This is a genomic window from Bacillus sp. 103mf (assembly GCF_900116295.1).
Classification (GTDB): domain Bacteria; phylum Bacillota; class Bacilli; order Bacillales; family Bacillaceae_G; genus Bacillus_A; species Bacillus_A bruguierae.
In genome coordinates, this window is record NZ_FPAF01000006.1 from 165,647 (window position 1) to 189,151 (window position 23,505).

The window sequence follows — 23,505 nt, forward strand, 5'->3', positions numbered from 1 at the left end:
TGTTTGAAACCTCGTATGTGGCAGGAGCAGTCCCTGACCGCTTCTATGCATGGCCAGATGCTCTCGTCTCCCTAAAAAAGAAGGAAGGTTTTAAGCCTTTTTTCATTTGTATTTATCTATAAACTATAGACTCGTCTTTTGTAATCTTCTGTTCATATTCCGTTCATATTTCCTCTTTATGATAAGAACATAGAACGAAACAAGGAGGAACGAGCCTAATGTTTTTAGCACTTAAAGAATTAAAACAATCGAAATTACGTTACGGATTAATCGGTACAATCATGATGTTATTATCATTTCTTGTACTTATCATATCAGGTCTAGCAAATGGTTTATCTCATGATAATGCCTCTTCTATTATCGAGATGAAAGCAAACAAATTTATATTATCAGATGATGCAGATGGTAAATTGCTACGCTCTCAAATTAAGAAAGAAGATGTAGATAAAGTATTAGCACAAGTTGATGCAAAAGATGCAGTTCCAATGCACATTAAAGTGTCAACATTTGAAAAAGAAGGAACTTCAAATAAAGTTGATGTTGCGATTTTCTCAAGTAAACAAGATTCATTCATTGCACCAAAAGTAATCGAAGGAAAAAATGGTACGTTAGCAGATAATGAAGTTGTCGCTGATGAATCAATTAAAGAAAAAGGAATTAAGCTTAACGATGTACTAGTAGATCCTATTTCTAAAAAAGCTTTCAAAGTTGTCGGATTCTCGCAAAATCAAATGTTTAGTCATACACCTGTTATTCACATGAATGAAAATGTATGGGACGCTATTGCCTTGCCAAATCAAAAAGATTACAGTGTAATCGCTCTAAATACTGATAAGAAAATCGATAATGCAAAAGTTGTTGATAAAAAAGAAGTACTACAAAGTATTCCAGGTTATAAAGAAGAACAAGGAACATTAACGATGATTATTGCGTTCTTACTTGTCATTTCAGCATTGTTAATTGGTGTTTTCTTCTATGTCATTACATTACAAAAAACACATCAATTAGGTGTATTAAAAGCAATCGGAACGAAAAACTCATATTTAGCAAATACTTTAGTTGTACAATCTATATTCTTATCTGGCGTTGCTCTTATTATCGGCATTGGTTTAATCTTTGCGGTGGAGGCTATTTTACCAGCTAGTATGCCGTTCTTATTAACAACAACAACAATCCTGCAATACACAGGTATCTTTATCTTAATTAGTATATTCGGTACACTCATTTCTCTATATCAAGTATTAAAAGTAGATGCATTAGAAGCAATCGGAGGTGGCATGTAATGGTAACGGAAGTAAAATGGGATAACCCAGCGTCATTATTGAAGCTCGATCAAGTAAGCAAAGTATATGGCGAAGGAGAAACGGAAGTAACTGCCCTGCACCCTATTACGTTAGATATAAAAGAGGGCGAATTTATCGGTATTGTTGGCCCATCTGGTTCAGGAAAAAGTACATTGCTTTCCATTGCAGGTGCACTTCTCTCTCCTTCAAAAGGAAACATTTATATTTCTGATCAAAACATAACAAGCTTATCAGAAAGGGAAATGACAGATATTCGCTTACGAAAAATCGGATTTATATTTCAATTCGCAAATCTCGTACCTTTCTTAACGGTAAAAGAACAACTTCTGTATATCGCTAAGTTAAAGGGAGAAGATAAAAAAGAAGCTAGTAAGTTTGCGGAACAATTACTGAAAACATTTGGATTAGGACATCGAATGAATCATTATCCAAATCAACTTTCAGGCGGAGAAAAACAACGTGTAGCTATCGCTCGTGCGTTTATGAATGATCCAGACTTAATTTTAGCAGACGAACCGACTGCTAGCCTTGATTCAAAACGTGCAAGAGAAGTCGTTGAATTAATGAAACAAGAAGTAAAGAAAAATAAAAAAGCAGCGATTATGATTACACACGATGAAAAAATGCTTGATGTATGCGATCGAATTTTAACACTTCGCGACGGAAAATTATTACGAGAAAACGAAGTGTAAACAACAGTAGTCTAAAAAAACTTTCTTATCCCTATTTACATAGGGAATAAGAAAGTTTTTTCTTTATTCACAAGTACCTCTTCATTTTTCGTTTACAACATAATACAATTTAAATATAATAATTACGCCAATTTCATATGTAATATTGCGTTCATATTCTATTCATAATTCCCATGTAACATGATTTATATAAGGAACATGACAGTTAGAAAGGAATGATGAACGTGTTGGCATCTGCTATTACATGTATTACAGCTGCACTCATTTTTTATACAATTGGTGTATGGAGTGAAAAATTCCAAAAGACATTAAAACCTTGGCATGTCGTCATTTTTTGGCTCGGCCTCGTCTGTGATACACTCGGAACGACATTAATGGAAAAAATGGCAGAAGCAGGTTCCCTGTTCAGTTTCCACGGAATCACAGGTCTAGCAGCCATTTTACTCATGTTATTCCATGCTGTTTGGGCAACAATTGTGTTAATCAAAAAAGATACAAAAATGATGACAACATTCCACAAGCTAAGTGTTATCGTCTGGTTCATTTGGCTGATCCCATATATTTCTGGTCTTATATACGGAATGACAAACCACTAATAATCGCAGCCTACTATCCAAAAATAAACATTGCTAATGCTACCTAGGAGGTATATGATGAAAAAGTTATATAATGCAGCATTCACTTATTTAATTATTGGCCTATTATCAGGTGTATTCGCGAGAGAATATTCAAAAGCGCAAGGAATTCAAGGTACGACTTCGCTATACAAGTTGCACACACATGTGCTAGTTCTTGGATTTATATTCTTCTTACTTGCCTTAGCTCTATCGAAATTATTTGCAGTCCATGAGGCAAAAAGTTTTAACATGTGGTTCATCGTCTATAATTTAGGATTAGTTTTAACAGTTGGTTCAATGGCGACCCGCGGACTTCTTCAACTCAATGGAGCTGATTTTAAAGGATTAAGTCATATTGCTGGAATGTCTCATACGATCATTGGTATCGCTCTCGTTTGGTTTATGATTCTATTAAAAAAATCGTTTAAAGGATAAAAGGAGGTCAAACATGAACTTAGCTGTTCTATCGAGTATTGTTGCTCTTTGTATGGCTGTTGGAATGATGTTCCTTCGCTTAAAATCAGCAAAGAAACCTGTAACACTGAAAAAAATTATACTCCCGCCATTTTTTATGAGTACGGGAGCATGCATGTACATCTTGCCAGAATTTCGCTTAACATCAACTGAAATTATAGAAGCAGTTATCGTTGGTTTATTTTTCTCTATTTTTCTTATTAAAACATCAAAATTTGAAATACGCGGAAAAGACATCTTTTTAATACCTTCTAAAGCGTTTATCTTTATTTTAGTCGGTTTACTTGCTGTCCGCATCGGTATGAAAGAATATTTAAGTCAATCAATTGATTTAGGACAATTAAGCGGTATGTTCTTCTTACTTGCCTTTGCGATGATCGTCTCTTGGAGAATTGGCATGTACCGTTCGTTTATGAAATTACAAAAAGAAATGAACTTTGTAAGCAAGAGTGTTTAATCATATAAAAAAGCCCGATATTGTATCGGGCTTTTTTTATTAAAAACCTTTCTTTTTTAGATGGGCGAGAGCAGCTGGCCTTGCATAGAAGCGATCAGGGCCTTTTTCTGCCACGTGCAAAGTTTAAAACAAAGGGAGAAAGCGAGTAGCAACGACTTATATCAGTCTCAAAAATTAGAAGTCTGTTTTTCTTCCACTAGATCATATGCTACTTTCTGCACTTTTGAAGCACTTGATTTTTCAAGTGCATTTTGTAATCCTACTAACATCAAATTAGCAGCAACGACTGTTAAAGAGAAAAAGACAATTGGAACGAGAGCAATCCAAGGGTGAACAGAAAGCATATGAAACGTATCTCCAATTAACCCAGACCATTCAAATGATAACGTTCGCGGTGGTTCTTTTGCAGGACTGTGATCAATAACTGTTCCGCCAAAGAACATCTTCAATACTCCTAAATGCGCCAAAACGAGAAGAACTTTATTGAATTGCTGAACTAATAAGATGACTAACGTAGAGCGAAGCTGCGGGAATATATGTTTACGTAAAATATGAAACTTTGATCCGCCTAATACAGAAGCAGCTTCCACAAACTCTGTTGTGAATAGTTTTTTTACTTCGTTCGCTACATAAAAAGACGTTGTAGGAAGTGCAAGAATGGTAAGAATAAACATTTCAAAAAGAGCACGTTGATAAAACGGCTGCTGAAATCCATCTATCGGCATCGACATCACATTTACTAGCAAGAAGTACGCTATAATCGTCAGCGGCATAATCGTAAAACTATCAAAAAACGCTTCAATCTTACTGCTCCAGCTTTTCAGAAACGTACCGATTCCGACGCCAAACACAATTGCAAATCCGACCTGAAGCATGGCAATACAAGCCGATAAACCAATGGTAAACTTTGCACCTTGTATAATGACATGAAGTAAATCATATCCATGCATATCAGTACCTAGCAAAAAATGAGTAGATGGGGGAAATGGCGGCGCTTCAATCAGGTTCCCGTTCTCATAAAGGGCCGTCACTTGCCTAATTTGCCCATCATTGAAGATCGTATTCGCAATACTAGCAAGTAACAGTATGACTAAAAACAAAAAACTAAACAGAAATTGCTTCTCCCGTACAAGATGTTTCATCATCTACACTCCCTCCCCTCTCATAACAGCAGGTACAAATAAATCGTACGCTTTGTAAATAATGAAAAACGGAATGTATAACAATAAAAGTGTCACAACAAACACTTCTGGAAACGGATATTTCAAAACAAAATACACAATACCAGGAACATTAAACAAAGATTCAATCATCAATAGATTAGAAAACATAAACCATACAATCGTCTTGGAGTAATGAAACATCGTAAACAACACATTGCGGAGCACATGATGACGAAATATGTGGTAGAAATTCAAACCTTTCGCATGAGCATACGCAATATAATCTTTTTGCAACTCTGCTTCTACTTGCAGCAGGAAAATACGAGTTAACATAATCGTGGGGGGAATACTTAAACAAACAACAGGCATCAAAATGGACTTCTCCTGCCATGTAGTAGCGATATTGAATACCATAATATTCGTCTTTTGAAATAACCAAAGCACCAAAATTTGAAAACACATAATGATGAACAAGTCTGGTACTGATTCTAATATAACTAACACAAACTTCATTCTTTTCAATTTCTCATAGAAAAAGCGAATAATCAGATAGGTAAAACAAAAAGCACATACAACCGAAATGAAAAGTGCCAACATAAATAACCACAAAGACTGCCAATAAAACTCAAAAATTTGCGGAAATATCGGCCGTAACCCTTTCCCATACGTCAAATGTGAAAAATCTAATAGCTTTTTACATAAGTCCCCAAGAGCTTTGAAATAATTATTTATATCAATTTCCATTCCTTTAAACAAACTCGGTAGTGAACTTAAACAAAGAATACCAGCTACAGCTAAAATGAGTTGCATGATCGCTGTGGTTATTTTTTGGATTGTGATTGTTTTCATACTTCCCTATCCTCCTATATATCTCTTAACCTTCCAAAAATTACTATATAAATTCTATCAATATTTAACTGAATATTCAATAAAATTAAGATACACAAAATTAAATATACCGTAACTACTCAGTCACTCTATGAAAAAACGATAGAAAAGCATTTTTTTAAGTGGTCGAGAGGGACTGGCTATGTATATTCCTGCCACGCGCAAAGTTTTAAAACAAAGAAAGGCAGCGAGGTGTAGGTTCATTTTTATCCCGCTATTCGTGGGCAGTAATACTCCCACCTCAAAATTTGGCGAAAGCATTTTCCAGCTCCAGTGGCTAGAATGTTCGGTGGGAGATAAACTGCCCGTAAAAGCCCGATTGGGAGGGCTGATAATCAGTGGGGGATGAAGCCCCCCCACTGATTAAAGTTTCACTTTATCTTCATGGCGGCAATTATAGGTAAGCGTATTTTCGCTGGAATTATACTCCTTACCAAACTTCTAAATGAAATGTATGGCTGAGTAGTTACAATATACCTTTATTTGTTTTAAGTGACTATAAGGTCCAATACCAGCGTAGCTACGATTAAGGGCAAAGTAATTTGTTTTGTAACAAAATACCGTATCAAAAATAATTCGTAACATTATTAATTAAACCCCTTTTTGTTACTGAAAAAACACGTATCTCGGCTGTACCCCTAAATAACTGTTCTTTTTCCATACTAATCACACACCTTTTGTAAAGTAATACTATCAGTATGTCCAAGATTTATAAAAAAGAAGTTCCTTTTTTCTGAAAAATGTATATAAACTCAAGATAAATAATAAAAATTCAAAAAGGATCTTATATTTCCTTAATTCATTCCTTTCCATCTACATTAATCATTTATTATAACAGCTTTCACGTCTAAAATAAGATGTTTCAACAAAGCAAAATATAAGTATCTTCATAATAATTTTCCAATATAATCAATGTGTTAATCAAAGGAACTCTGTATTATTTTTGCTTTTCGACTAACTAATACAGCTTCAAACAATGGACACAATTGCTACATGCCAAGTGTAATTTATTATCTATTCAAGATTCTGTTTATTCAATCTTTCTAAAAACAAAAAAATATTAAATTCATAAATATACAAGTTATAATGAGGACGTCGAGAGATAATCTATTACCTCCGGAGAAAATATCAAACCTGGTTCTGGCGCAAAAATTCTAAAGACCTTGCAAGTAATCTTCTAAAATTGGACATACTGATACGATTACTTTACAAAAGGTGTGCGATCAGAAGAAAAATTTATTTCACATAAAAATGAAAGCGCTATCAGCTGGAACGTATGTTAAATTGGTTATTCTAATAACTTAGATTCAACTGTAATTAAAAATAATAAATTATGGGGGTGCTTATATGAACATGAATGTAGCATCTATTAAAGAAAAAAAGGTTGTTAAATACAAAAGTTGTTTTGATGTGATTGGACCGGTAATGATAGGTCCTTCAAGTTCACATACTGCGGGTGCTTTAGCTATTGGAGCAGTTGCCAATAAATTATTTCAAGGTCTTCCAAAAAAAGTCGTGGTAAAGTATTATGAATCATTTGCTGAAACCCATAAAGGACACGGAACTGATTTTGCAATTATTGCTGGGATATTAGGATTTGCTACCGATGACAGCAAAGTGCCAGATGCTATTAAAATAGCAGAATCTAAAGGAATGGACATTACCTTTATTGAAAAAGCAGGTGATAGTCCTGCTGGTCATCCAAATACGGCAGATGTATATTTAGAGGATGAAAAACGAAGTATTAGAACGATGGGTATTTCGGTCGGCGGCGGATTAATTGAAGTCAAACATGTTGAAATTGACGGATTTAGCTTAGATCTGCAGGGGCCATTGCCAGTTATTATTGCGATTTCCGAAAGAGCTGACTTTGAATTTGTCTTACGCAGGATCTTTAAACAATATGATGTAGAAATTAACAACTTTCATAGTTTAGAAGAAAACGGAAAATATTTATACGCATTCGCTTTGGATTCGCTATTGCCTGGTGATGCTCATAAGGAACTTAGAAGTTTAAGCAGTATAGCTAATATCATTATTCTTTAGTTACATTAAGGGGTGAAAAAATATGTATATGACTATAAAAGAGATTGTAGATGCAGCTAATAAAAGGCAAAAGCCAATTTATGAATTAGCAATCGAACAGGAAATCGAACAAACTAAAACTTCTTATAAAGAAGTTTGGAGCAAAATGAAAAAAAATTTAGCGACTATGGAAAGTTCCGCAAATAAAGGTATCGAGGGCGACGGGGTATTTTCTCCGACCGGTTTAACCGGAGGCGATGCTGTTAAAATAAAAAAATATCGAGAAAAAGGAAAAACTCTTTCTGGAGATTTGATGGTGTTAGGGATTCAAAGTGCTATCGGTGTTAATGAAGTAAATGCTTCATTAGGGGCTATTTGTGCAACTCCAACAGCAGGTGCGAGTGGGACGATCCCGGGAGTCCTATTTAGTATTAAAGATACGTTGCAGTTAAGTCATGAAGACATGATCCATTTTCTATTCACTTCAGCGTTATTTGGAACGATAGTCGCAAATAACGCTTGTATTTCCGGAGCGTACGGAGGATGTCAAGCTGAAGTAGGCAGTGCCTCAGCAATGGCGGCTGCAGCGGCGGTAGAAGCTGCCGGAGGAACAGCGCAGCAATCTTCTGAAGCTTTCTCAACCGCATTACAAAATTTACTCGGTTTAGTTTGTGACCCGGTTGCTGGTTTGGTAGAAATTCCTTGTGTAAAGAGAAACGCCATTGGAACGGCAAATGCTTTAGCAGCAGCGGACATCGCATTAGCCGGCGTAAACAATATCATCAATGCTGACGAAGTTATTGAAGCGATGTATAGAGTTGGAAGACAGATGCCTCGCGAATTAAGAGAGACAGGTTTAGGCGGAGTTGCGGCCACACCTACAGGGATTGCCATTAAAAGTAAAATTTTTGGAGAGAAACAATCAAAACATTAAACAGTTATTGGAAATATTGTGAAATACTTAACAATCCTATTCTCTATTGTTCTCCTAAGGATGCCTGTGTATTGAGAGCCATTATCACTAAAATATACTACTATGCAATTAAAATGTTTTGTGAACGCTAACAAATCTATCAGGTTGATGACTAGCGAATATGTGGCACACCTTGGAAGCAATTCATTTTCAAGAATAGTCTATATTCCTAAGCCTTAAAAAGAGACGTAAGAATAAGATACAAGGAGGAATTATTATATGAATGGAAATACTGCAAAAAAAATAGAATTTCAAGCTGAAAATACTGCAGCAAAAAATGAGAAATATCCAGACCCTAAAAAGTGGCATAAACAGGATACTACCTGGGCATTGAGCCTTTTTGGAACAGCAATTGGAGCCGGAGTACTCTTTTTACCTATTAATGCAGGTTCAGGTGGTTTATTATCATTACTGTTAATTACCATACTTGCATATCCTGTTATGTATTACTCACATAGGGCGCTTGCTAAAATGATATACGCTTCTAATTCTGCTGATGAGGGGATTACAGGTACAATAAGAGAGTATTTCGGAAATAAGGCAAGTAGCATTTTTAACATAGTATATTTCGTCTCAATTTATACGATCGTGCTGATGTATTCGGTTGCACTTACAAATACCGCAAGTAGTTTTATCGTGCATCAATTGCACATGCCGGAGCCTCCAAGGGCCATTTTATCGCTTGTATTAGTACTCGGTCTTATAGCTATACTAAATTTTGGTCAAGATATCACTGTAAAGATAATGAGCATGCTAGTATATCCTTTCATAGCTTCGCTACTTTTTATCGCAATATCTTTGATTCCACAGTGGAATACGTCAATGCTTAGTTTTTCAAGTGTCTCTACCGCTTCAACAGGAACAGGATATTTCGGAACGATATGGATGATACTACCAATCATAGTATTCTCGTTTAATCATTCTCCTATGATTTCGTCATTTGTTATGAAACAGAGAGCTACCTATGGAATAGAAGCTACTGATGCCAAATGTGCTCAAATACAAAAAGTTTGTTATATCATGACATTCGCTGTTGTTATGTTCTTTGTTTGGAGCAGTACCTTGAGTTTGACTCCAGATGATCTTATAATGGCAAAAAAAGAGAACTTGTCAATCCTATCATATCTTGCGAATGAGCTTAATTCGCCTATAATCACTATTGCAGCTCCAATCATTGCTTTTGTGGCCATAACAAAGTCCTTCCTTGGCCATTATATAGGAGCATATGAGGTAATGCGTGACATGATTATCAAGTCCAGTAAAACACGCGGAAAAGATATAGGAGAAAAAACGGTTAAGACAATGATCCTTACTTTTGTCGTATTAACATGCTGGTATGTTGCTTATGCAAATCCAAGTATTCTTGGACTCATTGATGCCCTTAGCGGTCCGTTAGTTGCTGCTATCTTATGTCTATTACCAATGTATGCGATCCATAAAGTACCAGTACTAACTAAATACAAAGGGAAAGCGAGCAATGTATTTGTCATTATTATAGGTATACTTACTGTCCTAGCAAGTATTAAGTCATTATTCTAATTCACTATTGAAAGATTCCTAGTGGATAAGATATATAGATGCAAATTGAAAAACTAACATAAAAACCCTTTTCTTTTTCGGTGGGCGAGAGCAACTGGCCATGCATAGAATCGCTCAGGGCCTAATTCTGCCACATGCGCAGCGAAAACCAAAAAGAGCAAACAAGTGCAGGTTCCTTTTTTTCATAGTAGCAATCTATATGTAAAAAAAAACAAATTGGATTTATATATATCTGTTTTTGGACAGACTCCTCACCTTGGGGAGTTTGTTCTTTTTTAATCATATGCATAACTTCTATTCCAGCAATCACTTTTTTAGCTGTTTGCAATGATTTTAATCCAAGCATATTTGGGTGCTGCCCCACATCCATCAACTTAAGGATTTAGACTATTTTTGAAGTTAAAAGCACGTTACTATTCTCTTATGTTAATGAGAAAGGGTGAGGTGCTTTTTATGAATATGAACCAAAAACAAGAATTATCTTTATTGGGCCTATAAACAAAGAGCTTGGATTATTTCCAAGCTCTTAATCTATAAACTGCTTCATTATAAAAGTTTTAAGAATTATATAGTTCCAAAACTTTGTCCATTACAAGCTCAGCAGTATTCTCTTCTGGAGGCATCCACAAATTTGTAACCGGTCCATATACCACAGGATTTAGTTCTACTTCATACCCTCCGTATCTATATTCTTCTTTTGTAGGTAAATAACCAAGATAACCGTTCGTATAACCACCCAAAAAAGCGAGTTCGTTATTCAGTTGTTCTTTAATCTCTAGAGCTGTTTCTGAAAATGGCTCCATCGGTATCCCAGAAAATGAACCTTCATTGATTTGAAGTAACTGAATTTCTAAATCAATTGTTAACTGTCTCATATTTTGTTTGTATTTATCTAACATGCTAGTCAGCCATTCGTCAGTATTTATGCCCCAATGTTTTTCAGCTAATAGCGCCATCTTCTTTATTTCATCAGGTTCAGGAATATCCTTTAATTTCATTGGTAATGTGCTTGAAATAGTTTTCAACTTTGAAATTGAGTTGTAAGTAATTGTTGGCAACATCGTTAAAACATTTCGACTTACTATGTAAGCCATTTGTTTTAATGCTTCCATTGAACCACGATATTTTGCATTTACATTTCCCGAGGCTCCCTGAACAATTGTTACCGGACAATTAAGTGTTTGTTCGAGAATTCCCCTTGTTAAGCCTGGGTAATCGGCTGATAATCTATCACTATCTCCCTTTAAAACATTTGGATGTGCCGTACAAAATACAATGATTCCAATTAAATCCTTTGTTTGGTCGTTTCTGATTGCTAAAACACCGATTCGTTTATCTACAACTCCATTTTCATTTACACCCATTTTTGCTTTACCATCAGGTGTTTTTTCTCTTCGATTTACTCCTATTTCACCAATTGTTACGTTCCAACCAACTTCAGATGGTTGCATATTGTCATTTGCAATAACAGCAGCTCTTACCACATTGTTAATTAGAATCGTTTTATAAGACTTTATTAATTTATCATCACCAACTGTTTCCGGACCAGAATGGGTATGAGTAACCATTATGTTTTCAAATGGAACATTTAACTCATTTGCAATTTGTTCCCGAATTGTTACGGTATCTTCTATTAGCATTCCTATGTTATCAATGCTAATAAATATGGTCTTTGTTTGATTGCTTTCAAACACGTATACTGTTGCATAAATGTGTTCATCAATATTACAGACCCCTGTTTCTCTATGGTATCCAATAAAATCAATACCTAAAGGAGGTGTAATATCTACCTTATGTATTCCTACTTTACTCATTTGGACCTCTCCAGTTATCTTTGTAGTTTGTTATTTCATTCAACTAAATTGCCCGGAATTCGCTTCTGCTTCTTGGAATTTCTTTTAAATTTTAGTCCCTAATTCCTTTTTAATTCTACTATAATATTCATCTTTAGAAATATTATAGAACCAACTGCTCACTACTTTATCTTCTAATTGCTTTAAAGTGATATCATGACTAAACTTATAATTAAAGCCACATTTTTCAACCACTCTTTTGGATTTTAAGTTAAAATCGTAATGTCCACACCAAATTATAGCCAATTTCATCTCTTCAAATCCGTATTTAATTACGGTATTAACAACTTCAGGAACATATCCTTTTCCCCAGTATTTTGGATTTAAAACATAGCCAATTTCTCTTTGTTTTAAGTCTTTAAGTGATTCGTCAGGGATCCTATCATGCAATCCAAGTCCACCAATTACTTTGTTTTCAGATTTCAGAACAATCGCATAGGAATCACCATTTTCGATAAACATGTTTATAATAGATTTGCTTTCTTCTATATTTTTATGAGGAGCCCAACCTGCATTCGGACCAACTCTTCCATCACTTGCATACTCGTACAAGTCCAAATAATCGCTTTCTTGCCAATTCCTTAACATTAACCGCTCAGTTTCTAACATTTTCATAAAAATCCCTCCACCTTACTCTTGATTCAATAACGTTTCAAGTATTATACAACCTACCGGAATATTCAGAATAGTCTAAACATAAAAGAAACTAACATAGAATTCCATAATCATTTTGATTGCTAATAAAGGTGAAGAAGTAATTCCTTATGAAAACACCGCCATCCCTAGAACCAAATCTCCATTCACTATAAAAAAGCCGCTAATTCCAGCGGCCCTCACACATACTTCCGATGCACCATCTTCCCATCATATGAAAACACAACACTCTTATTTTCTACGGTAGACTCCATATGCACCGTTCTTCCCCATACTTGATAAACATATGGCAATACTTTCTCTAAATATTTTAAATCCAGTTCAATTCCTTCATAACAATGCTTAATGTACAATTCGCCATTCTTTAAATAGTCCCCATCTTCGACAACTAAATACGGAAATCCACCGTTTGTTCTCATATTGACTAGCTGATCACGAACATTTTCCCAATTTTTATCAATGACTTTATAATCTTTTCCTTGGCGCTGGAATAAATACATATCTTCGCGCATGACAAGTTCTTTGTTTAAGTAATTTCGCAGGAATGATACGTCCCATTCAATTTCGCGCACTTCAAAGATTTTTTCTCTTCCTGAGTTTGGTTTTACGCCTTGGCGTATCATTTCTTTTGTCGGATTGTTATAGCGTTCTTCGATGTCTTCAAAAATTTTGATACCGAGGTAGTACGGGTTAATGCTCGTTTTTGACGGCTGCACGACTCCTGCGTTTAGCTTCGCGAATTCAATGGCTTCATCCGAGCTTAAGTCCATTTCGCGGAGGATGCGTTGGTGCCAATACGAAGCCCAGCCTTCATTCATGATTTTTGTTTCAAGCTGCGGCCAGAAGTACAGCATTTCCTCACGCATCATCGTTAAAATATCGCGCTGCCACTCTTCTAGTTCGCGGCTGTATTTTTCAATAAAGAGAAGTAAATCTTTTTCTGGTTGCGGCGGAATTTTTCTTTTCTTCCGTGCATTAGGTAATTCACGTTTCTTATTTCGATTCTCTAAGTTCCATAAATCATCATATGGCGTAGGAGCCTTTCTTGTTTGTTTTTCCTCTTCTTGATTATCTGCACTCCACGAAAACTTTGGTCTCATAAGTGAAGGATCAATGTGCTCTTGAATAGCCAACACTGCATCTAAAAACGTTTCGACTTCTGCTTTTCCGTATTTATGTTCATAAATTTTTACTCTCTCTGCAGTTGCTGCCATACTTTCCACCATATCCCGTTTTGTGTTAGAAAACCGAATATTATTTTTAAAGAAGTCACAATGCGCCAATACGTGAGCAACAATAAGTTTATTTTGAATGAGTGAGTTTGTATCTAATAAAAATGCATAGCACGGATTAGAGTTAATTACGAGCTCATATATTTTACTCAGTCCTAAATCATAATGAAGTTTCATCTTATAAAATTGTTTTCCAAAACTCCAGTGTGAAAAGCGTGTTGGCATCCCGTAGGCACCGAATGTATAAATAATATCGGCTGGACAAATTTCATAACGCATCGGATAAAAATCTAACCCAAATCCTGTCGCGATTTCCGTAATTTCCGCAATTGCATATTGCAATGCTTGCTCCTCACTGCTTCTCATCTCTTTTCCCTCCTTACACCTTCCCTTATGAAAGTGTATGAATAGAAGCAAGCTTTCATGAAGATTAAAGAAACTACCTCTATTTATTTTATCTTTTAGATGCGATTAACTTGAAAAACATGTAAAATTTTCTTTAGGAAAACAGTCATTACAAAGGGGACAATACTATGAAAACAATCATGAAAGTTATGACAGTACAAGCGTGGGAGAACGCAAAGGAAACAGGAGCAATTGTCGAACCTTCTTTACACGATGAAGGCTTCATTCACTGCTCATTTCTTCATCAATCATTACGAGTTGCTCATAAACATTTTGCATCAAAACCTTCTCTTGTATTGTTAGCGATTGATGCCGAACGTGTACAAGCAGAAATTAAGTACGAATTAGCTGCAAACGGTGAACGATATCCGCACATTTACGGTGCCATACATACAAGTGCGATTACACACGTCTACACATTACATCAACATAACGATGGAACATTCACTCTTCCAGCAGAACTCGCATAACAAAAAAAGGATGCTCATGCATCCTTCTTTGTTATCCTTCAATAATCTCCAGCTTCTCCATAATCGGCGTACGCTCTTTTCCTTCTGGTACTTTATCAAAATATCCAACATGTAAAACACCAACAATTCTGTGTCCTTTCGTTAAACCAATTGCTTTCATAAAATCAGGATTGTAAATGAGTCCGCCCGTTTTCCAAACAGTTCCTAATTGATGTTCCCAAGCTAGAAGCTGAAAGTTTTGTATAAATGCACATACAGCAGCATAGTCTTCATCACGCTGTACTTGGCGCGGGTCTTCATCCATATAAACAACGATTTGAGCTGGTGTATTCATAAACCGTTCTGTTAGCATTTTTCCGCGTTTTTCTCTTTCCTCTGCTGAAAATGAGCTTAAAACAGCGTTTACAAATGTTTTGCGGCCGTCTCCCATAAATAATTTACATTGCCACGGCTCGCGGTGTTTATGATTCGGTGCCCACGTTGCATCATTTAATAATTCAATCAATAATTCTTTTTCTACTACTTTATTTATAAATGTCCGAATTGATCTTCTTTCTTTCACAACAGTTGCGATGGAAGTATAAGTTGTCATCTTTTCCTCTCCTTCATCATTTTATATCTATATGTATACTCTTTTAGTTGATAAAGATTATCAATTTCAATTATAAGTTAGTTTCCTTATATAAATCAATATTTAATACAAAAAAACTCTTTTCTTTTTATCCCGCTATTCGTGGGCAGTAAGACTCCCACCTCAAGATTCAGAGAGAAGCAAAGAAGATAGGTGGGGGATGAAGAAAACCCCCACTGACGGAAGTTTCACTTTCTGGACATGTATAGAAGCGATTAAATCCTTTTCCTGACGTAACAAAAAATCGCCTTACTTTATGTAAGACGATTTTTATGACCTGAGAAAACGTATGATAAACGTTGTTCCTTTATCTTGTTCACTCGTTACTTCAATCGTTCCATCGTGCAGTTTCACAAGTTCCTTGACAATCGATAACCCTAATCCAAATTCACCATAGCTATTCGTTCTAGAAGCATCCGCTTTATAAAAACGCGACCATATGACAGCGACTTCTTCTTGCTTCATTCCTATTCCTGTATCTGTAATTTCAATACTTATTGTTTGTCCTTCTTTTTTTCCTCGTAATAGAATCGTTCCGTTCTCTGTAAATTGCAGACTATTTTTGGTGATGTTCAGTAAAATTTGAAGCAACCGGTCATAATCAGCGTAAACAAATAAACGAGCCGGGACATCGATTTCAATTTTATTTCCTTTTTCTTCTGCTTGCAGTTCTAATTGTTCACTAATGACTTCAAAGATTTCCTTTACGTCAATTTCTTCTTTTTGAAGTGTAATTTCATTTGAAAGAATTTTTTCATAGTCTAACGTTTCATTAACGAGGCGAATCAATCGCTTCGTTTCTTGTTCCATCATTTCATAGCAGCGCTGCTTTTTCTCCTCTGGAATGAGATCATTCTTCATCCCTTCTACTAAACCATTCATTGTTGTAAGCGGTGTTTTTAATTCATGGGAAACATCAGCAATAAATTGACGTTTTCGCTTTTCTAAACGATTGATTTCTGTCTGTGCTTTCTGAAGTTGCTGTGCCATATTATTAAAATCGTTTCCGAGCAAACCAATTTCATCATATTGTCCAATAGGAATATGTACATCATACTGACCTTTTGCAATCATTGCGGTTGCCTTGCGAAGGCGCTGCACCCGTTTTACTAAAGAGCGCGAGAAAAAAATACTGACTACGAGTACAATTAGAAACGTAACACCTGCTGCAATTAATAAATAACGATTTAATTCCGTAATAATTTCAAGTGTACTGTGAATGGGAGACGTTAACATCACACCTCCTTGCAGTTCACCATTTCTCATATATGGAATCGCAACAATTGATACAGGCTGTTCAAATCTGTTCACGTCTCGTTTTATTTTCAATGTTTCACCATGTTGAATTTTCTTCCATTCCGCCTCGCTTAACAATGGATTTTTCTTTACATGAACGGGTGATTGCGTAATTTCTCCCTTTTCATTAAAGATGAAAAACTTTGTGTCACGTGCACGTAATAGACTAGAAAAATGTTTCAATTTCACAACATGAACATCCATTTCTTTTTTCTCAAGCTCATCAATAATTTTAGTCCCATAAGAAGTAAGCTCTTCTACCTTTGTTTCATAAGCAAGATTTTCAGCTAAACTTAAAAACATGACGCTTAATAGAATAAAGGCAACAAGTAAAACAAAAATGTAACTAAACAATAACTTATAAAAATATTTAATCCTTTTCACAGACAGCTACCACTTCATCAAATTTGTAACCGATGCCCCATACAGTATGAATCCATATATGCGAGTCAGTCCTAATTTTTTTACGAAGCCGTTTAATATGTACATCCACCGTTCGTTCATCTCCGTAAAATTGATATCCCCAAATGCGTTCTAAGAGCTGCTCTCTTCGAAATACTTGGCGTGGGTGCTTCGTAAAAAAGAGGAGTAATTCAAATTCTTTTGGCGTTAAATTATTCACTTTCACGCCGTCTAAAAATACTTCTCTCGTTTCTTCATTAATATGAAAATGATTCGTTTCACTTTTTACCTGTTTTTTGGATAAACGACGAACAACTGCCTTCATCCTTGCGATTAATGCAAGCGGGCTAAACGGCTTTGTAACATAATCATCTGCCCCAATTTCTAACCCTAGCACTTGATCTGCTTCGCTATCTTTTGCTGTTAACATAATGATAGGAACGTCACTGCTTTCTCTTATTTTTTTACATAGTTTTATACCATCCATCCCTGGAATCATCCAATCTATAATAAGCAAATCCCATTCTTTCTTTTGAACCAATGCATATGCTTCTAAGCCATCTGCGACAAATGTTACTTGAAAGTTTTCTTTCAAAAAAAACATTTCAAGCATGGAACACACACTCTCATTATCCTCTACAATTAATACATGCATCGCAGCATCTTCTCCATTCATTGAAATCTTTTTCTTCATTTTAAAACTCTTATCATATAGAAACAACTTGCTACCTCTCTTTTTTCGTACATACATATAAAGTGAAACTTCCATCAGCGGGGGTTTTCTTCATCCCCACTGATGGAAAGCCCGCCCAATCGGGCTTTTACGGGCAGTTATCCTCCACCTATCTTCTTCGATTCTCTCTCAATCTTGAGGTGGGGGTTTTACTGCCCGTTAATGCGGGATAAATCTATTTTAAATTTTTAACATATAAGTTGCTTCTATGCATGGCCAGATGATCTCGCCTACCTAAAAAGAAAGAGGGTTTTTATGTCGATTTTTTAATTTGTACCTATTTAAAACATAATTTGTTCATAGTTTTGTCATACTTTTTGGATAAGCTATAACAAAAGCAATCAACTACATATAGGAGTGATAGAACATGAAGAAAAAGCTAGTAACAGGAATGTTAGCGGTATCATTATTATGCGGAGCAACATCGCTAACTGCATACGCTTCTACGGATAACTCACGAGCAGAAACGAAACACCACAAATTTATTTCTGAAGAGCAATACAAATCATTAACAGAAAAAGGCTATCAAAAGCATGAAATTTGGAAAGCGGCTCGTATCGCAAAGTTAAGCGGCAAAGATATTAACACTGTATTAGACTACTATAAACAAAAACGAGTATGGAAAGAAACTGCGCAGCACTTCGGCGTTGATGCGAAGAAACTACATAAACATCATATGAGTAAAGAGATGAAAGCAAAATTGTTTCAAAAAGTAGCAGACATGCAAAAATCAACGCCAGACCAAGTGAAACAAACAATGCGTGACTATGAAGTATCTTTATTCCAGCTTGCTGCGCTCAACATTATTTCACAAAAGAGTAACACACCTTTAAATGACGTTTTAAAAATGAAGAAAGACGGTATGAATGTAAAACAAATTGCTGAAAAATTAAATGTGAAAAAAGAGGATATAAAAGCTGAAATGAAGAAATTAAAAGCTGAAATAAAAGTGAAAAAAGCAAAATAAGGAAGGAGTGTATATTCGCTCCTTCTTTTTTACTTCTAAAAGTGAGCTACGCTTAATATATGTTTAATACCTGTCCATTTCTCGTAGGAAACAACTGAGGAGACTGTTACAATTTCAGTAAAGTGAAAATAAAGGGGGATGCCAATGAAAAAGCCGCTTTTGTTATGTTGTATGACGGGAATACTTACATTTACAATGATAGGCTGCAACAATACGGAACAAAAACAACCAGCAAAAGAAACGAGCTCATCACATAAACATCATACAGAAGAGCAAAGAGATATTGCCGAAACAACAAAAGGAATCGATACACTTCCTTCTTTCTTATCTGAACATGATGCACAAATTAAAAAAGTTTACGATGTGGCAGGACAGCACGCTGAATTACTTCAATGGATTCCATGCTACTGCGGATGCGGTGAGAGCGCGGGACATAAAAGCAATAAAAACTGCTTTATTCGTGAAATCAAAAAAGATGGTCAAGTTGTTTGGGATTCTCACGCAACAACTTGTGTAAATTGCTTAGAGATTGCACTAGAATCAGCAAGATTACAAGAAAAAGGTAAATCGCCGCTTGAAATTCGAAAATACATTGATAATAAATATAAAGAAGGATATGCAAAACCAACACCTACTCCAATGCCAAAATCGTAAAATAAAATTTTTTGATGTATTAAAATATTCCCCATTTAAACGAAAGAAAAACGAGGAATTATCTCCCTCGTTTTTTTATGTAAAGCCTCATTAATTCCATCGCACTGTTAACAAATTCTTTCAAGTGTATTTCTTTTTTTCTGTCACACACTATATATAACTCCTCATTAAAGGAGGCACACAATGCACACATACACCGACTACGATAAGGCCCTTTATTACACATATTGCTGTAATTGGGAGAAACTGCTTGTACTTATGGTACAAACAGAAGATCAGTTGTTTTCGAAACGAATTGAACACTTCCTACATGCGTATCAATACGGCAAAGATTTATCAGAAATTGACAAACAGCTTCAACTTTTGTTTCAATATATTGATCATGCTACGCAGAAAACATATACAGAACAAGTCCATATGTAAATCACAACATATAAAACGAATTGAGCTCCTACTATGATAAGACGCTATCCCTATGCACCGGGGTAGCGTTTTTGTATATTTTGCCAAGCTATTGTTCATAATGCATATTATGAACATTAAGCAAACGGACGTGATGGTATGAAAAAACACATTTACTTACTTTTACTTATCGTACTATTGATAATTGGTTGTCAAAAATCACCAAAACAAACACCGCCTAAGTTTCAAGGAGTGAAAAACGAACAAGGATTACTTAATGTACTCCTAATTGGAAGCGATTCACGCGGGGAAGCACAAGCTAGAGCTGATACGATTATGATTGCACAATATAATAAACAAGAAAAAACGGTCAAGCTTGCTTCTATTATGCGCGATAGCTACGTAGAGATTCCTACATACGATAAAAAGTATAATAAAATTAATGCCGCCTACTATTATGGCGGTCCTGAATTATTACGAAAAACCATCCAACATAATTTTGGAATCGATGTATCCCATTACGTTACCATCGACTTTGCCGCATTTGAAAAAATTGTAGATACCGTTGCTCCAGAAGGAATTGCCGTAAATGTAACACAGACAATCATCAACGATATGGGATTACATGTACAACCTGGTTCTCAGCGATTACACGGAAAAGAATTATTAAAATATGCACGCTTCCGTCATGATGCTGAAAGCGACTTTGGACGTGTACAGCGCCAGCAAGAAGTACTACAAGCATTGCAAAAAGCCTTTACTGAAAAAGTGCAATCCGTAGACGGAGTCTTCCAATTACCTATGATGGTACAAGACCTTCTCCCTTATATTCAAACTAGTATGGATACTCAAATGCTATTCTCACTTGGCAGTAACGTTCTCGTTCATCCTATCGAAAAAGTGAAAACGATGCGAATTCCAGTAGCAAATGGATATGAACCAAAAACATACGAACATGCCGGGGCAGTATTAGAACTTGATCCACACAAAAATAAAGAAGCAATTTACGACTTTTTTATGAATTCAACGAAAGCTGTAAACCATTAAAATCCAATGAAAAACAAGGTGTATATCACCTTGTTTTTTTATTCCCGAGTTTTCAGCGTAAAAAACTTTTATTTTGTCGAATATTTTGCTTTCTTTTTCCCTCCTCCTCATACTATAATTTTGTATGTAACTATTATAAGAGAGGTATAAAAAATGGACCGCGAAAAAAAACAAGAAGCTCTGTTATTTACCGCTTGGGGAACTTCATTTATTGCTACACTCGGAAGCTTATATTTTTCCGAAATTATGAAATTTGAACCTTGTGCATTATGTTGGTACCAACGTATTTTTATGTATCCATTTGTGTTACTGCTTGGAATTGCAGTGGCACGCAAAGATTACCGCATTGCCACATATTCTTTTCCAATCGCAAGCATCGGCGCTTGTATATCGCTATACCATTATGCCATTCAAAAAATTCCTGCTTTCTCAGAAGCTGGTACAATATGCGGACGAGTTCCTTGTACAGGACAGTATATTAATTGGTTCGGCTTCGTCACAATTCCATTTTTAGCACTAATTGCGTTTGTAACGATTTCAATTTGTAGTTTTCTTTTACTAAAGACAAATAAGGAGATGAAATAATGAAGAAAATGTTTCTTTTCGGCGGTATTGTCATCGCTTTATTAATCGCTATTTTTGCTGTATCAAACATAGAACAAAAAGAAGAAGCCAAAACAGATTACTACACAAATAAAATTTCTCTAGACGATATTCGAAAAAACATACAAGAAAAGAAAGATCAAACGATATACTTCTACCAAACAAGCTGTCCACACTGCCATAAAGTATCACCAATTATCGTTCCAATGGCAAAAGATATGAACATCGATGTGAAAGTTATCGACTTAGAAAATGAACCAAAGGCTGTGTGGGATGAACTTAAAATTACAGGTACACCAACTATCATCCACTTTAAAGAAGGTAAAGAAGTAAGTCGTATTGAAGGAGAACAACCGAAAGACGAATTTAAAAAGTGGTTTACACAAAATAAAAAGTAACAAGAAAAGGAAACTTCCTGTATACATGAAGTGTGCTCAAAAACCTCACACTATTTGTATAAGGAGGGGGATCCTATGCCAGAAGTACGATGCTCTGTCTCTAACTGCTCATTTTGGGGACAGGGTAACTTTTGTCAAGCAAATGCCATCTTCGTACAACCTGACTCTCAAGAGTCTATACATTCAGAGGACGAGTCATTTACAAATTCAATCTTATCTGGACAGATGATAGAAAGTTCGGCAACAACAAGTGTAGAAACATGTTGCCATACATTTCAGCCAAAATATTAAACCGCTGCCCATCTCATCACACTACATGAGATGGGCTTTCTTTTTCGCCTTTATCATCGTACGCTCTTATATCCAAATAAACCCTTGCTTCCAAACATCATGCATCATTGCAATATATACAATAAGAATAAAAGCCGTTCCGCCCAATGTAATCCGGCGATATATACTATCTTCACACTCTCTCGCTTCAACAAATGCCCATACAAATCCCACCAATAACAATAAGTCTATATACGGAATGTACATAGAAAAGATAAATGAAATAAACAAATATATAACAAATAAGCACAATGCGATTAAAAAAATTTTAAATGCAAATTTACCGTCTTCCTTTTCCATTGCATATTCCCCCTCACCTTTACAACATTCTATTCAAGGAAGAATTCAGATGCGATATAAAATAAAACTTCCATCAGTGGAGAGTTTTTTCATCTCTCACCTATCTTCCTCGTTTCTCTCTGAATCTTGAAGTGGCGGATCTTACTGCCAGTTAATGCGGGATGAAAAAAGGATACCATGCCCAAACGGTATCCTTTACTTTACTTCGTATTTTCGTTTATATATATTGCTTAATACGGAGTAAGGAACTTGCTCATACTTTACTGTCGTTTCTTTTTCATCCATAATATATAAATTATTCCCTATATAATAAAATCCTTTCTTTCCTTGCGAATACACAGGATATACTTCATTCGGTAATACTGTTTGAATTTCTGTAAATTGTCCGTTCGGCTCTTGCCAATATATTTTCGTCTGATCGATCGTTGTAATCTTCCCAATCTGCTCTTCCTCTAGCATACGTCCGTTCCAGCTGACAACCCGGTATCCAAATTGATGCGCTGCATATTCAGGAGATGTATGAAAATGAGTAATAATTACCCTCGTTTGTAATGGAATTCGCTCATACAACCATTGAATATCTCGGTCATACATACGAATACATCCGTTCGACTCACGTCTGCCAATCGTCCATTCACGATTTGTCCCATGAATTCCATATTCATTTTTATTTAAGCCCATCCATCTAGTACCAAGTGGATTATTAGGTGCACCACCTGGAATATTTTTTCGATGATATTCTTTATTTTTATATTTATTAATAATGCAAAATGTTCCTTCTGGTGTAGGCGTGTTTTTCCTGCCTGTTGTAATAGGAAAAGTTCGTACATAGTTTCCATCTTCAAAAAAAGATAATTGATTTGTTGCTAAATTTATAAGCAATAAATGATCTGCCTTCTCAGCAAAAGCAATTGGTACCCATAAAAAAAAGAAAAGAAATAATAATGCAAGTGAACATGCTTTTTTCATCAATGTCACCTCCACATTCCCCTCAAA

General features: G+C 35.6%; 26 protein-coding genes and 1 pseudogene. 16 read left to right on the forward strand and 11 right to left on the reverse strand.

Translation table 11 applies throughout. The annotated features are described in order from the left end of the window. Positions 1-218 precede the first annotated feature (218 nt). The 5 genes from BM350_RS16140 (at position 219) to BM350_RS16160 (ending at position 3,544) form a co-directional block, all read left to right on the forward strand. Positions 219-1,283: an ABC transporter permease gene (locus BM350_RS16140; protein WP_090920007.1), complete on the forward strand. Its 1,065-nt coding sequence runs from the start codon at positions 219-221 to the stop codon at positions 1,281-1,283. Beyond that, entirely contained in the window at positions 1,283-1,996 is a 714-nt protein-coding gene (locus tag BM350_RS16145; RefSeq protein WP_090920004.1) for an ABC transporter ATP-binding protein, read from the forward strand. Before BM350_RS16140 ends, BM350_RS16145 begins: the two co-directional genes overlap by 1 nt. 224 nt (positions 1,997-2,220) lie before the next feature. Further along, on the forward strand, positions 2,221-2,592 hold the full coding sequence (locus BM350_RS16150) for an HsmA family protein (RefSeq protein ID WP_090919997.1): 372 nt from the start codon (positions 2,221-2,223) through the stop codon (positions 2,590-2,592). Between the two features lie 57 nt (positions 2,593-2,649). Further along, positions 2,650-3,048 carry a DUF2871 domain-containing protein gene (locus tag BM350_RS16155; RefSeq protein WP_090919994.1) on the forward strand — a complete coding sequence of 133 codons (399 nt, stop codon included), beginning with the start codon at positions 2,650-2,652 and terminating at the stop codon, positions 3,046-3,048. Between the two features lie 13 nt (positions 3,049-3,061). Beyond that, the gene (locus tag BM350_RS16160; protein ID WP_090919991.1) at positions 3,062-3,544 is read left to right on the forward strand and encodes a CcdC family protein; all 483 of its coding nucleotides are present in this window, start codon (positions 3,062-3,064) and stop codon (positions 3,542-3,544) included. 167 nt (positions 3,545-3,711) lie between these two features. Here BM350_RS16160 and BM350_RS16165 read toward each other — a convergent pair whose 3' ends face one another. Together BM350_RS16165 and BM350_RS16170 are read right to left on the reverse strand one after the other, a co-directional pair. Further along, the gene (locus tag BM350_RS16165; RefSeq protein ID WP_090919988.1) at positions 3,712-4,689 is read right to left on the reverse strand and encodes an ABC transporter permease; all 978 of its coding nucleotides are present in this window, start codon (positions 4,687-4,689) and stop codon (positions 3,712-3,714) included. Continuing rightward, on the reverse strand, positions 4,690-5,556 hold the full coding sequence (locus tag BM350_RS16170; RefSeq protein WP_090919986.1) for an ABC transporter permease subunit: 867 nt from the start codon (positions 5,554-5,556) through the stop codon (positions 4,690-4,692). A gap of 1,386 nt (positions 5,557-6,942) precedes the next feature. On the opposite strand from BM350_RS16170, the gene sdaAB reads away from it, so the two are divergent. The 3 genes from sdaAB to BM350_RS16190 all read left to right on the forward strand — a co-directional run bounded on the left by sdaAB (position 6,943) and on the right by BM350_RS16190 (position 10,132). Then, positions 6,943-7,641 (forward strand): L-serine ammonia-lyase, iron-sulfur-dependent subunit beta, encoded by a 699-nt coding sequence (sdaAB, locus tag BM350_RS16180; RefSeq protein WP_090919981.1) that lies wholly within the window; start codon positions 6,943-6,945, stop codon positions 7,639-7,641. Positions 7,642-7,663: 22 nt separating this feature from the next. After that, positions 7,664-8,554: an L-serine ammonia-lyase, iron-sulfur-dependent, subunit alpha gene (gene sdaAA, locus BM350_RS16185; RefSeq protein ID WP_090919978.1), complete on the forward strand. Its 891-nt coding sequence runs from the start codon at positions 7,664-7,666 to the stop codon at positions 8,552-8,554. A 258-nt stretch (positions 8,555-8,812) separates the two neighbouring features. Continuing rightward, positions 8,813-10,132, forward strand: coding sequence for an amino acid permease (locus tag BM350_RS16190; protein ID WP_090948271.1), 1,320 nt, complete (start codon positions 8,813-8,815; stop codon positions 10,130-10,132). Positions 10,133-10,397: 265 nt separating this feature from the next. Here the strand turns inward: BM350_RS16190 and BM350_RS16195 are convergent. From BM350_RS16195 to BM350_RS16210, 4 genes and pseudogenes are all read right to left on the reverse strand, one after another. Beyond that, positions 10,398-10,481: pseudogene (locus BM350_RS16195) on the reverse strand (IS6 family transposase); the annotation flags it as partial. A 208-nt stretch (positions 10,482-10,689) separates the two neighbouring features. Continuing rightward, a complete protein-coding gene (locus tag BM350_RS16200) occupies positions 10,690-11,946 on the reverse strand; it encodes a neutral/alkaline non-lysosomal ceramidase N-terminal domain-containing protein (RefSeq protein WP_090919222.1) in 1,257 nt (418 codons plus the stop codon). A gap of 84 nt (positions 11,947-12,030) precedes the next feature. After that, a complete protein-coding gene (locus BM350_RS16205; protein WP_090919220.1) occupies positions 12,031-12,600 on the reverse strand; it encodes a GNAT family N-acetyltransferase in 570 nt (189 codons plus the stop codon). Between the two features lie 218 nt (positions 12,601-12,818). Beyond that, positions 12,819-14,237, reverse strand: coding sequence for a SpoVR family protein (locus BM350_RS16210; RefSeq protein ID WP_090919217.1), 1,419 nt, complete (start codon positions 14,235-14,237; stop codon positions 12,819-12,821). A 167-nt stretch (positions 14,238-14,404) separates the two neighbouring features. On the opposite strand from BM350_RS16210, the gene BM350_RS16215 reads away from it, so the two are divergent. After that, a complete protein-coding gene (locus tag BM350_RS16215; protein ID WP_090919214.1) occupies positions 14,405-14,746 on the forward strand; it encodes a DUF952 domain-containing protein in 342 nt (113 codons plus the stop codon). Between the two features lie 31 nt (positions 14,747-14,777). On the opposite strand, the gene BM350_RS16220 is transcribed toward BM350_RS16215, so the two are convergent. The 3 genes from BM350_RS16220 to BM350_RS16230 form a co-directional block, all read right to left on the reverse strand. Next, entirely contained in the window at positions 14,778-15,338 is a 561-nt protein-coding gene (locus tag BM350_RS16220; RefSeq protein WP_090919211.1) for a nitroreductase family protein, read from the reverse strand. Between the two features lie 309 nt (positions 15,339-15,647). Next, positions 15,648-17,057: a sensor histidine kinase gene (locus tag BM350_RS16225; protein WP_090919209.1), complete on the reverse strand. Its 1,410-nt coding sequence runs from the start codon at positions 17,055-17,057 to the stop codon at positions 15,648-15,650. Next, complete coding sequence (locus BM350_RS16230; protein WP_090919228.1) at positions 17,044-17,730, reverse strand: response regulator transcription factor; 687 nt, start codon at positions 17,728-17,730, stop codon at positions 17,044-17,046. Before BM350_RS16230 ends, BM350_RS16225 begins: the two co-directional genes overlap by 14 nt. Positions 17,731-18,175: 445 nt before the next feature. On the opposite strand from BM350_RS16230, the gene BM350_RS16235 reads away from it, so the two are divergent. From BM350_RS16235 to BM350_RS16265, 7 genes are all read left to right on the forward strand, one after another. Then, on the forward strand, positions 18,176-18,775 hold the full coding sequence (locus BM350_RS16235; protein ID WP_090919206.1) for a hypothetical protein: 600 nt from the start codon (positions 18,176-18,178) through the stop codon (positions 18,773-18,775). Between the two features lie 144 nt (positions 18,776-18,919). Next, a complete protein-coding gene (locus BM350_RS16240) occupies positions 18,920-19,429 on the forward strand; it encodes a PCYCGC motif-containing (lipo)protein (RefSeq protein ID WP_090919203.1) in 510 nt (169 codons plus the stop codon). A gap of 183 nt (positions 19,430-19,612) precedes the next feature. Beyond that, entirely contained in the window at positions 19,613-19,852 is a 240-nt protein-coding gene (locus BM350_RS16245; RefSeq protein ID WP_090919201.1) for a YhdB family protein, read from the forward strand. 138 nt (positions 19,853-19,990) lie between these two features. Next, positions 19,991-20,878: an LCP family protein gene (locus tag BM350_RS16250; RefSeq protein ID WP_090919198.1), complete on the forward strand. Its 888-nt coding sequence runs from the start codon at positions 19,991-19,993 to the stop codon at positions 20,876-20,878. A gap of 153 nt (positions 20,879-21,031) precedes the next feature. Further along, positions 21,032-21,463 (forward strand): disulfide formation protein C, encoded by a 432-nt coding sequence (locus BM350_RS16255; protein WP_090919196.1) that lies wholly within the window; start codon positions 21,032-21,034, stop codon positions 21,461-21,463. Continuing rightward, the gene (locus BM350_RS16260) at positions 21,463-21,879 is read left to right on the forward strand and encodes a thioredoxin family protein (RefSeq protein ID WP_090919193.1); all 417 of its coding nucleotides are present in this window, start codon (positions 21,463-21,465) and stop codon (positions 21,877-21,879) included. Before BM350_RS16255 ends, BM350_RS16260 begins: the two co-directional genes overlap by 1 nt. A gap of 75 nt (positions 21,880-21,954) precedes the next feature. Further along, complete coding sequence (locus tag BM350_RS16265) at positions 21,955-22,170, forward strand: DUF1540 domain-containing protein (protein WP_090919191.1); 216 nt, start codon at positions 21,955-21,957, stop codon at positions 22,168-22,170. 66 nt (positions 22,171-22,236) lie between these two features. Here the strand turns inward: BM350_RS16265 and BM350_RS16270 are convergent, their stop codons facing one another. Together BM350_RS16270 and BM350_RS16275 are read right to left on the reverse strand one after the other, a co-directional pair. After that, entirely contained in the window at positions 22,237-22,509 is a 273-nt protein-coding gene (locus BM350_RS16270; protein WP_090919188.1) for a hypothetical protein, read from the reverse strand. A gap of 195 nt (positions 22,510-22,704) precedes the next feature. Beyond that, positions 22,705-23,478, reverse strand: a complete 774-nt coding sequence (locus BM350_RS16275; protein ID WP_090919185.1) for a L,D-transpeptidase — start codon at positions 23,476-23,478, stop codon at positions 22,705-22,707. Positions 23,479-23,505 lie beyond the last annotated feature (27 nt).

Excerpts from the sequence above, each read along its gene's own strand:
- sdaAA (WP_090919978.1), top strand. The coding sequence starts at position 7,664 with ATGTATATGACTATAAAAGAGATTGTAGATGCAGCTAATAAAAGGCAA.
- BM350_RS16250 (WP_090919198.1), top strand. The coding sequence starts at position 19,991 with ATGAAAAAACACATTTACTTACTTTTACTTATCGTACTATTGATAATT.
- BM350_RS16265 (WP_090919191.1), top strand. The coding sequence starts at position 21,955 with ATGCCAGAAGTACGATGCTCTGTCTCTAACTGCTCATTTTGGGGACAG.
- BM350_RS16255 (WP_090919196.1), top strand. The coding sequence starts at position 21,032 with ATGGACCGCGAAAAAAAACAAGAAGCTCTGTTATTTACCGCTTGGGGA.
- BM350_RS16140 (WP_090920007.1), top strand. The coding sequence starts at position 219 with ATGTTTTTAGCACTTAAAGAATTAAAACAATCGAAATTACGTTACGGA.
- BM350_RS16245 (WP_090919201.1), top strand. The coding sequence starts at position 19,613 with ATGCACACATACACCGACTACGATAAGGCCCTTTATTACACATATTGC.
- BM350_RS16145 (WP_090920004.1), top strand. The coding sequence starts at position 1,283 with ATGGTAACGGAAGTAAAATGGGATAACCCAGCGTCATTATTGAAGCTC.
- BM350_RS16160 (WP_090919991.1), top strand. The coding sequence starts at position 3,062 with ATGAACTTAGCTGTTCTATCGAGTATTGTTGCTCTTTGTATGGCTGTT.
- BM350_RS16240 (WP_090919203.1), top strand. The coding sequence starts at position 18,920 with ATGAAAAAGCCGCTTTTGTTATGTTGTATGACGGGAATACTTACATTT.
- BM350_RS16165 (WP_090919988.1), bottom strand. The coding sequence starts at position 4,689 with ATGATGAAACATCTTGTACGGGAGAAGCAATTTCTGTTTAGTTTTTTG.
- sdaAB (WP_090919981.1), top strand. The coding sequence starts at position 6,943 with ATGAACATGAATGTAGCATCTATTAAAGAAAAAAAGGTTGTTAAATAC.
- BM350_RS16190 (WP_090948271.1), top strand. The coding sequence starts at position 8,813 with ATGAATGGAAATACTGCAAAAAAAATAGAATTTCAAGCTGAAAATACT.
- BM350_RS16275 (WP_090919185.1), bottom strand. The coding sequence starts at position 23,478 with ATGAAAAAAGCATGTTCACTTGCATTATTATTTCTTTTCTTTTTTTTA.
- BM350_RS16170 (WP_090919986.1), bottom strand. The coding sequence starts at position 5,556 with ATGAAAACAATCACAATCCAAAAAATAACCACAGCGATCATGCAACTC.
- BM350_RS16210 (WP_090919217.1), bottom strand. The coding sequence starts at position 14,237 with ATGAGAAGCAGTGAGGAGCAAGCATTGCAATATGCAATTGCGGAAATT.
- BM350_RS16215 (WP_090919214.1), top strand. The coding sequence starts at position 14,405 with ATGAAAACAATCATGAAAGTTATGACAGTACAAGCGTGGGAGAACGCA.
- BM350_RS16270 (WP_090919188.1), bottom strand. The coding sequence starts at position 22,509 with ATGGAAAAGGAAGACGGTAAATTTGCATTTAAAATTTTTTTAATCGCA.
- BM350_RS16220 (WP_090919211.1), bottom strand. The coding sequence starts at position 15,338 with ATGACAACTTATACTTCCATCGCAACTGTTGTGAAAGAAAGAAGATCA.
- BM350_RS16200 (WP_090919222.1), bottom strand. The coding sequence starts at position 11,946 with ATGAGTAAAGTAGGAATACATAAGGTAGATATTACACCTCCTTTAGGT.
- BM350_RS16230 (WP_090919228.1), bottom strand. The coding sequence starts at position 17,730 with ATGCATGTATTAATTGTAGAGGATAATGAGAGTGTGTGTTCCATGCTT.
- BM350_RS16235 (WP_090919206.1), top strand. The coding sequence starts at position 18,176 with ATGAAGAAAAAGCTAGTAACAGGAATGTTAGCGGTATCATTATTATGC.
- BM350_RS16260 (WP_090919193.1), top strand. The coding sequence starts at position 21,463 with ATGAAGAAAATGTTTCTTTTCGGCGGTATTGTCATCGCTTTATTAATC.
- BM350_RS16155 (WP_090919994.1), top strand. The coding sequence starts at position 2,650 with ATGAAAAAGTTATATAATGCAGCATTCACTTATTTAATTATTGGCCTA.
- BM350_RS16205 (WP_090919220.1), bottom strand. The coding sequence starts at position 12,600 with ATGAAAATGTTAGAAACTGAGCGGTTAATGTTAAGGAATTGGCAAGAA.